The organism is Nitrososphaera sp. AFS (assembly GCF_009898475.1).
Classification (GTDB): Archaea; Thermoproteota; Nitrososphaeria; order Nitrososphaerales; family Nitrososphaeraceae; genus Nitrosopolaris.
This window is the reverse complement of sequence record NZ_QURE01000121.1, coordinates 1-7,938: the sequence shown is the minus strand read 5'-3', so window position 1 is coordinate 7,938 and position 7,938 is coordinate 1. Positions and strand designations below refer to the sequence as shown.

Sequence of the window (7,938 nt, the reverse complement as noted above, 5' to 3'; positions counted from 1 at the left end):
CACGACACATCACAGTTTGCCTTCTTTATGGGTCTATATGTCATTTTTGGCGCATGAATTATATTATTCTCTATTAATAAGATTATTTACTACATATGCCTTTTCCGGGCCGGTTCCACGTTAAATGGGTTGCACACTCGTTCCGGCCCGGAATTCTTAAGGATTAGTCCGCCTATTGAGTAGATCGCCTGCACGGATAAAACATTCCATTATATCGAAAATTTAGCAGATAATTTTAGAAAACGTAAAAATGAGAGCAAGGGACTTACATATTTAAGAGAAATGCCTGAATTGGTGGTAATTGCGAATGACAGTGTTGCATTGGCTACGAAGCGTATTTCTCTCAACTGAAGATCTACGATCTAAATACGTGATGTTACACGAGCAGAAACATTAACTTGGATTTTCTTCTTCAGTTAGGTAGCAAGCTAGGAATTGACGAACATATCGTCAAAGTGATAATCGATGCTGCGAAGATGAAAGCTGTCGAATAATTTTCTATCCTTTTTCTAAAACCTAGATTCAGGTTTCTCTTCAATAATTTCGTGCTTAGTGGATTTAATATGACTACTGACTGTTTCTATTCAAACTCCCTATTACACGTAATATACTTCACATTAACTTTAAAAGAGTCTAGCACAGAAACCATGTTGGTGCAATTTAACGTTTGACGCCACAATTCTTAGGGAATCTGAAATAGAAAATCTTATCGATACCATAAATGTTAAAGTTAATAGGACTGCAATCTTTTGGTGTAACAGACGAAGATATCTCAAAAATTCATGAATTTCTGGACAGTGCGCGATTAGAAAAGTTGGGAAGAATATCACATGGTCTTATGAATTCTTCATTGCTAACTTTTGATGGATCAAATTTCGGCGCGCTATATTGAATTATTTAAATAGCAATTGCATGGCAGGTAAAGTAAAAGTACATTACCTAAATTCAAAATTTTTATGCTTTAGATAAGATCTATCTATTATACTAAATGCGATGGTGAGCCGTAATTAAGAGAAAATTTTTATTGACTAAACCCGAGCCTATTGAGGAAAATGTCTCTGACTTTATATTGTATACGTGAAAGTATTAAAAGAGCATGTTATCCTTAGTTCTTTATGGTAAAAGGAAAATATATCTTTGGTCTGTCTATAATGATAGCAATTGGTGTAGTGCTGGCAACTTCTGCTTGCATAGGATCAGTCAATGCAGCTACCAATGGGACAGCAGGTAATGCGTCAAAAGCAACTAATGCCACATTAACTAATGCCACAAAAGTAGGTGGTGGTGTTCTTTCAAATGTCAGCAATGCAATTGGCGGCGGTCTTAAGGGACTTGGCAATATGTTGTCAGGGGGTAAAAAGTGAAACGAAGAGTAGCAGCAATAGTGAAATTATGGGCTCGTTAAAGAGCATTGGCATTGTTCAAGAGTACAATGACCAACATAGTTTCTACTATTAACTTAGATGTTCGAATACCGCGATTAGCACCTAAATTTGCATTTTACAAAATGATAAAGAGCAGTTAGTCATGACAATCTATATTTACATCCAAAACACTAACACTTTCTACTTATTTGTCTGACGATAATACTAAGCCGACCAAGAAAGGCTCACTAATTATTGTTGGAAGTGGCATAGAGGCAATTCGGCAATTCACTTTAGAATCACGAGAGGCAGTTGAGCAAGCCGATAAGGTCTTGTACCATATTCCTGACGAGATCTCTGGTATTTGGATCAGCAAAATAAACCCCAACTCAGAATCATTGCTAGATTGCTATGTACAGGGTAAGCCTAGAAGTGATGCCTATAATGAAATGACTGAGCGTACACTAAGATACGTCAGACAAGGATTAGATGTATGCGTGGTTTACTATGGGCATCCTGGTGTTTTTGTTACCCCTTCACACGAATCTATAAGAAGAGCACTTGCTGAAGGCTTTAGGGCTAAGATGTTGCCAGGAATTTCTGCTGAAGACTGCTTATTTGCTAATCTTGGTATTGATCCGTCTACGTGCGGATGTCAGAGCTTTGAAGCTACTTACTTTCTCCTACACGCTCCACGATTTGATACCTCATCTCATTTGATATTATGGCAGATCGGCACCATTGGTGATACTTCCTATAATCCAAGTAGAAACCTTAAACCTAGCGTTATCGTTTTGGCCGATTTTTTAAAGAAATATTATGACCCTAATCATGAAGTATTTCTTTACGAAGCGTCTCAATACGTGATTTGTGAGCCTGTCATACAACGGCTTGCTTTATCAAAACTAGCCACTGCGTACATTACTGGTATTTCAACTCTCTATATTCCTCCAAAGTTAACCGAATCATTTGACTTAGGCATGGCTAACAAGCTAGGACTTGGCTCAGAATTAAAGGCAACAAACTTTCATTTTTCATTTAAGAAACTATTACATTTTACTGGCAAGTAAATTTCTAGTTCGGAAAAATTAGGTATAATTGGGATTTAGATAACCTTAAATAATAGATTAACTCTTCCCGTTTTATTGCACTATGTTTTGAAGATATTAAAAGAAGGCGTATTAAACTTTGTAGGAGCACATCCAAGGTTAACCACAGTACTGGCTGGTTTGGGAATAACGGTTGCTTTTAGCTCTATGGGTAGGCTTGCTGTACACGAAGCCTTAACATCTGCAACTACAGGAATTTATCATTTGTCTACTCCTGCAGAATTGCCGCCCGTCTCTGGAGTTCAATATGCATATGCATGTAGTGTTGCGTGTAGTGCTGAGCCAGGCCATATCCAAGCGGCTCTTCCAGGGCATTTTCAAGCGGAAATTCCAGGGCATAATATAAAAGCAGAGGTAGGTAATAATGTTCAAGCCAGTTCTCATGGTTCATCTGCTGGTTTCATAAATGGAAAACCCTCCGTTTCTTTAGGGAAATAACTTGTTTTAGTAATTAGCCACGCTTATTTATTGAAATCAAAAGTCTGCCAAGCTTTATGAAATTGCCGCTCTTAATTATGGTTCTATTCTCCTCCGAACTTATACCCGCTTCTAACATACTCTTATCTGGATCTGTATTAAACTCTGATAGTAAGTTAGAATCTTCATGCAACTTAAGCACAAATTCAAGTATTGCCGGACCTTCATCTTCAGGTTTCGAGATTTTGTATCCCCCCAATTAAGCAACATTATTACAAGAAATGCGCTATTTGTGCCTTATTAATTCATAAAGTGTAAGGTAGGAATGACATCCTACGTCGTAAGGTATATTTTCGATTCATCGTTTGCCCGTACTCTTCAAAAAGATCTAGGCCGGAGATCATGAGCTCAGCATAACACTCCAGTTGCTCTATTTTTATCAAAAGTTATATGGTATATGTCTGTGCTTGCTGAAAAAAGCGTGTCGAACGTGATCAGAATTGAGGTATGTCTAGAAGCGCTTCCTGGAATATGATTACAAGGCGTCTTATCTGGGTGGAGGTGATCAAAGAATTCGTAGAGCGTCACGTCATGGCACTCACAGGGAATATCGCAGTATTTGATATTAGAAAAATGCCAAACAGAACCAAAAGTACTGTAGTAGATAACAAACCCATGTAATATTTTGTGGATCTACCATTTTTTAGGAACGGTGGGTGAAGTTTAGCGTGACCACCACTTCGTCACATTGTTCTTTATAGGAATAATCTGCTAGATAATCTCAATTTATGTCTGCAACGACTTATGCACGACACTGAGTACTGTAATTTGAATGGTGGGATGAAGAAGCAACTGCGTGACATAACTTTGCAGGTATACAAGGTGAATGAAAAATTGGCTCGCCAGAACAATGCAATAAATACTTCCATGAAATTACAATATGACCAATACTATCTTAGATTTTGGCGCCACAAAAAGACTGGATAATGCATTAATGAGGCCGCAATCTTACCGTATCACGAATGATGAATTTTGAAACATTCATTTCTTTCATTGCTTTTGGAATTTTTAATGCCATTGCAATTTTTTCAAAAAGCATTGCTGAGTACGCTAGTAGCTAAGATTCGTCTTGAACCCTACTAGGTTTTAGTCCTCTACAGCGGTATTACGTCTGGAACATTTGGGCCGCACTTTCATTGTTCACACGCTCGATGAGAAAGGGAAACACAATTTGTTCCTTTGCATTTTTTATAATCTTGTTCCAATCTTTTTGATTGCTTTATTAGGGACTGCAAGAACATCAAAGAAATATTGGTGAAGGAAAGGGAAGTAGAGGGGAATGTCGACATAGATCTGGATTTGGCTCGCCTAAGATATCCAAATGTTACAAAAGAATACCTTAATGAGAAAATTGTGAATTATCGCTGGCTTGTCGATGAGGCATTGACATCGTTAAGAACCAGATATTCTCAGGAAAGTGAAGTATCACACTTCAAAATAATCCAAGATTTCAGCATGCAAGCCAATGTTGTATTGGGATTAGAAGATGATGTTTCGATACGAGTCCAGAAATTAGAGAATTTCTGTTGGATTCTGGATATGATCCTAACAGCAATGGATGACAAGTATCCAAATGAAAAAGAAGAATTCCATATGCAGAAAATACAACATTTCAAAGATGGTTATGCCGTTAGATAATGACACGAGCGGTACTTATGATACAGGAGAGAATCATGTTAAGGAGATGGTAGATTTCTACTGGTTTTTGAACTGACATTAACATCAATGAAGACAAAATTTCCACATGAAATGAAAGAATACCACATCAAGGAAATGGAGGACTATTTGTGGTTTGTGGATATGACTTTTAATTCGGCAGGATATATAGATCAATCTCAAGCAAAGAAAATAAAAGAATATTGGGGAATAATTGAAAATGCTTAGCGAAGTGGTATCGTTCTTACTGCATGGCTAGCCCGGTCAAGGTTCAAAAGATCCTTTATAGAACGTAATAGCGCCTTCCTTTGTGATATACCAGCACGCCCATATTTACAAAATAATGTCTTCAACGAGAGCATGATTACCCCGATGGTATCAGGGGCTAACATATTCTAAAGAAAGTGACCCGCGACTGCAGGACGAAGGCTCAATAAAGTATCTGAGAATGGCCAAGTAATAAAGACCACCAGAATACGCAGGAGGAACATCATTTTGTGGATGGAGTAGTGACGCAAACGGCCCCACTTAACCAGGCGCATCTAGCGGTCACTAACTATCCATTCTGTCGCAATTATTCTCTTCTTTTTTCTGCTTTGTTCATTCGCCAAGATATGGCAACCTTCAGGACACTCGTGTCTGTGTAGATGGCCAAACTATTTGAAAGTATGTGCTATACCATGATACTTAATATCGAACATGCCGATTTTCTAACATCTATGGCTTTTAGAAATAGCTTTATCGTCAATTCTCCGATAGATAGAGTGTGGGAATTTTATACGGCTATCAAACATCTTGAAATAGTTACACCCACGGAGCTAGAAGTCAAGTTCTACGAGCCAAAAGCTTACCCAAGACTCAGAAATTTGGCTTGAAGGTAAATTAATGATTTCCAAGAGCAAATGGCATTCCGTAATAAGAACCCTAAAACCATATCAATATTTAGATGAAATGTTAGCTGGGCCATTCAAAAAGTGGAACCGCTTACACAAATTCAAATAACAACAATCCAAAACAAGCAGAAGTAATAGATGAGATTAGCTTTGAACTTCCAGATGGTCCTATAGGAAAATTGTTTGAAGGCTATGCAGATATGCAACTCCAGAAATTGTTTACAGGAAAGAAGCAACAATTAGGAATTTAGAAGGCAAGAATACGTGACAACTAATTACTATCACAGCAAAGTCTATATTGTTATGTTTCGAATAGGGACCCGAAGGTAAAAAGAGTATACAATTATTGATGGACAATAACAAACTAAGTTATGCTATTGATGGTATTATTCTTCAATAGTGCGGCTCTTAGTATGCCAAGTCCCATTATTACGTATCCTACTACGCTTATGGTCAAAAACGTTACAATCCATCCTCCATTTTTATCCATAATTGAAGCCCCTAATGCTGTTGTTCCGATAACTGCACCACCAACTATAATGAGGGTTTTTGTTACGTTTGATGGGTTTTTATTTCGTACATCTAATCCAATAGCCAAGAAGAACAGAATTATTGATGAAATGCCAAAATTGGATAAGCCGAGTGGGTTTTTATCAATACTGGCGGGTAAAAATCCATGATTGATAGCCCTTTCCATAGATCCATCAGCAACATGAATTAGTAATAAATTCATAGCTGCTATTGCGAAAACTTCAGATATTTGGTAGCACTTGAATGTCTCTATATGATTATGTGTCGACACCAACAACATTAGCTCTAATTAATCCATTATTAAATAAATATAAAAATTGGCTGCTTAATTCCAAATTTGGAATCCAAAGATGGAATCCGCATGTGGAATTCGTGTCCTTGTTTATAACACAGACAGATAAAAGTGAACTAATGGATAAAATGAATAACAAAAAAACAACAATCATGAAAAAGCATTCAATAATAATAGCAGCTGCAACTATTATAACAATAGTTTCATCTACAATTGTTGTTCTTGGTATGCAGAGCATAATATTGCAGACTGCGCTAGGACAAAGTAACAGCAGTAATGTAGGATCAGCAACTAACACAACGCAATCAAACAACAAAGATTTCTGGATAAAAACAGTACATCTAGATGGTTTTGCAAACCTAAAAGGAATTCCAACAGGACCAGATCCGGCCCCACCAGAGAAATTTCCAAACTCTACTATTCCTGCAGGCGGAGGAGTTAAATTAACACCACCTGACAAGACAGGCGCTTGGAAATTCAGAGTATTTACGTTCGAACCATCACAGATAGTCGTGAACCAAGATGACAAGGTTACGCTTCATTTCGCAGATGTACAGGGCGCACATTATACTATAACAGTTGATGGAGTTGGAACGTTTCCTATGAGTAGAGGACAAATCCACACAATATCGTTCCCCGCTGATAAGGTAGGGATAATAAAATACTGGTCCCCTGATCACATGCCAAGCATGGTTGGCCAAATAGTAGTACTATCTAAAACTGGTTAGTATGATAGATGCATGCAGTAGAAAACTGCTATCCCCTATTTTTACATGACTTCAATCAAGTTCATTGTTGAATAAGGGCCCTGATTATGTATTGACTACGATTTGTTGACTGTAGCAATACTTAGCCTGAATCACAACTATCGCTTGTTCCTAATAGCTTTTTTCTGCTAGCTTAACGGAGTTCCGTGACAAATATATTCCTTAAATTGTTTGAGTATCAGATCTTGACTAATAGAGTATTATTATTAATTTATGTCGCTACTGCATCCACATTTACAGCTGGCGTATTGCATCTTGCACTTATTCCGATGTTTTTTACACTAACGCCCTTTGATGTTACCATCTTCTTTCTAGTCTCTGGGGCAGCTCAATTGTTTTGGGTGATACCGATTCTCAAGAGATGGAGTAATTTGTGGTATTATGTAGGTATTGGTGGAACCACTGTCCTAATTGCACTATTTGTCATTGCGGTACCAGGCAGGGGATTACAAGTAGATGGATTTGAAATAATGATAGAACTTGTTCAGATAGTATTCATAATTAGCAGTATTTTGATTGTCAGAGAAAAAATATTCGGCTCGGGAATTATAAACAACATGGATAAGATGGTCATCTACCAATTACATAATGTTACAACCAGCCAGTAATGACACAGAGGAATGCATGAAAGAGGAGTTTCTGCGAGGCGATATCCGAGGCCTTGAGTTAGGGCTCTATTAATATTTAGCATATTTCGAAGGGTTCCATTTCGTTATTTGATTAACCATGCTCTTCATTCTTATAGCGAGGAGTCTTATTTAACAAGATTCAGAGCTAAAGCTACTAGCTGTACTTCTACAGCTCTTATAATTGCTAGAGCTCAGCTGTAGCTGAAAGTTTATGCCTTTG

12 protein-coding genes are annotated in these 7,938 nt (G+C 37.6%); 10 read left to right on the top strand and 2 right to left on the bottom strand.

What is annotated here, in order from left to right; translation table 11 throughout:
- The first annotated feature begins 1,115 nt into the window (after window positions 1-1,115).
- From DYY65_RS10735 to DYY65_RS10725, 3 genes are all read left to right on the top strand, one after another.
- Window positions 1,116-1,364, top strand: a complete 249-nt coding sequence (locus DYY65_RS10735) for a hypothetical protein (RefSeq protein WP_162477957.1) — start codon at window positions 1,116-1,118, stop codon at window positions 1,362-1,364.
- A 209-nt stretch (window positions 1,365-1,573) separates the two neighbouring features.
- A complete protein-coding gene (locus DYY65_RS10730; RefSeq protein WP_162477956.1) occupies window positions 1,574-2,434 on the top strand; it encodes an SAM-dependent methyltransferase in 861 nt (286 codons plus the stop codon).
- An 87-nt stretch (window positions 2,435-2,521) separates the two neighbouring features.
- Window positions 2,522-2,911: a hypothetical protein gene (locus DYY65_RS10725; protein ID WP_162477955.1), complete on the top strand. Its 390-nt coding sequence runs from the start codon at window positions 2,522-2,524 to the stop codon at window positions 2,909-2,911.
- A gap of 13 nt (window positions 2,912-2,924) precedes the next feature.
- Here DYY65_RS10725 and DYY65_RS10720 read toward each other — a convergent pair whose 3' ends face one another.
- Window positions 2,925-3,149, bottom strand: a complete 225-nt coding sequence (locus DYY65_RS10720) for a hypothetical protein (protein WP_162477954.1) — start codon at window positions 3,147-3,149, stop codon at window positions 2,925-2,927.
- A 272-nt stretch (window positions 3,150-3,421) separates the two neighbouring features.
- Between DYY65_RS10720 and DYY65_RS10715 the strand changes: the two genes are divergently transcribed.
- The 5 genes from DYY65_RS10715 (at window position 3,422) to DYY65_RS10695 (ending at window position 5,481) form a co-directional block, all read left to right on the top strand.
- On the top strand, window positions 3,422-3,571 hold the full coding sequence (locus DYY65_RS10715; protein ID WP_162477953.1) for a hypothetical protein: 150 nt from the start codon (window positions 3,422-3,424) through the stop codon (window positions 3,569-3,571).
- A gap of 123 nt (window positions 3,572-3,694) precedes the next feature.
- Entirely contained in the window at window positions 3,695-3,877 is a 183-nt protein-coding gene (locus tag DYY65_RS10710; RefSeq protein ID WP_162477952.1) for a hypothetical protein, read from the top strand.
- Between the two features lie 324 nt (window positions 3,878-4,201).
- The gene (locus tag DYY65_RS10705) at window positions 4,202-4,588 is read left to right on the top strand and encodes a hypothetical protein (protein WP_162477951.1); all 387 of its coding nucleotides are present in this window, start codon (window positions 4,202-4,204) and stop codon (window positions 4,586-4,588) included.
- An 87-nt stretch (window positions 4,589-4,675) separates the two neighbouring features.
- Complete coding sequence (locus DYY65_RS10700; RefSeq protein ID WP_162477950.1) at window positions 4,676-4,834, top strand: hypothetical protein; 159 nt, start codon at window positions 4,676-4,678, stop codon at window positions 4,832-4,834.
- A 452-nt stretch (window positions 4,835-5,286) separates the two neighbouring features.
- Entirely contained in the window at window positions 5,287-5,481 is a 195-nt protein-coding gene (locus tag DYY65_RS10695) for a hypothetical protein (RefSeq protein WP_201449467.1), read from the top strand.
- Window positions 5,482-5,863: 382 nt separating this feature from the next.
- Here DYY65_RS10695 and DYY65_RS10690 read toward each other — a convergent pair whose 3' ends face one another.
- Window positions 5,864-6,301, bottom strand: coding sequence for a hypothetical protein (locus DYY65_RS10690; protein WP_162477948.1), 438 nt, complete (start codon window positions 6,299-6,301; stop codon window positions 5,864-5,866).
- A 149-nt stretch (window positions 6,302-6,450) separates the two neighbouring features.
- Here DYY65_RS10690 and DYY65_RS10685 point away from each other — a divergent pair, with 149 nt between their 5' ends.
- Together DYY65_RS10685 and DYY65_RS10680 are read left to right on the top strand one after the other, a co-directional pair.
- Window positions 6,451-7,050, top strand: coding sequence for a cupredoxin domain-containing protein (locus DYY65_RS10685; RefSeq protein WP_236561798.1), 600 nt, complete (start codon window positions 6,451-6,453; stop codon window positions 7,048-7,050).
- Between the two features lie 224 nt (window positions 7,051-7,274).
- On the top strand, window positions 7,275-7,697 hold the full coding sequence (locus DYY65_RS10680; protein ID WP_162477946.1) for a hypothetical protein: 423 nt from the start codon (window positions 7,275-7,277) through the stop codon (window positions 7,695-7,697).
- Window positions 7,698-7,938: the final 241 nt, after the last annotated feature.

Bases quoted from the DNA above. Each gene is read 5' to 3' on its own strand.
- DYY65_RS10695 (WP_201449467.1), top strand. From the start codon at position 5,287: ATGATACTTAATATCGAACATGCCGATTTTCTAACATCTATGGCTTTT.
- DYY65_RS10735 (WP_162477957.1), top strand. From the start codon at position 1,116: ATGGTAAAAGGAAAATATATCTTTGGTCTGTCTATAATGATAGCAATT.
- DYY65_RS10715 (WP_162477953.1), top strand. From the start codon at position 3,422: ATGATTACAAGGCGTCTTATCTGGGTGGAGGTGATCAAAGAATTCGTA.
- DYY65_RS10710 (WP_162477952.1), top strand. From the start codon at position 3,695: ATGCACGACACTGAGTACTGTAATTTGAATGGTGGGATGAAGAAGCAA.
- DYY65_RS10685 (WP_236561798.1), top strand. From the start codon at position 6,451: ATGAATAACAAAAAAACAACAATCATGAAAAAGCATTCAATAATAATA.
- DYY65_RS10700 (WP_162477950.1), top strand. From the start codon at position 4,676: ATGAAGACAAAATTTCCACATGAAATGAAAGAATACCACATCAAGGAA.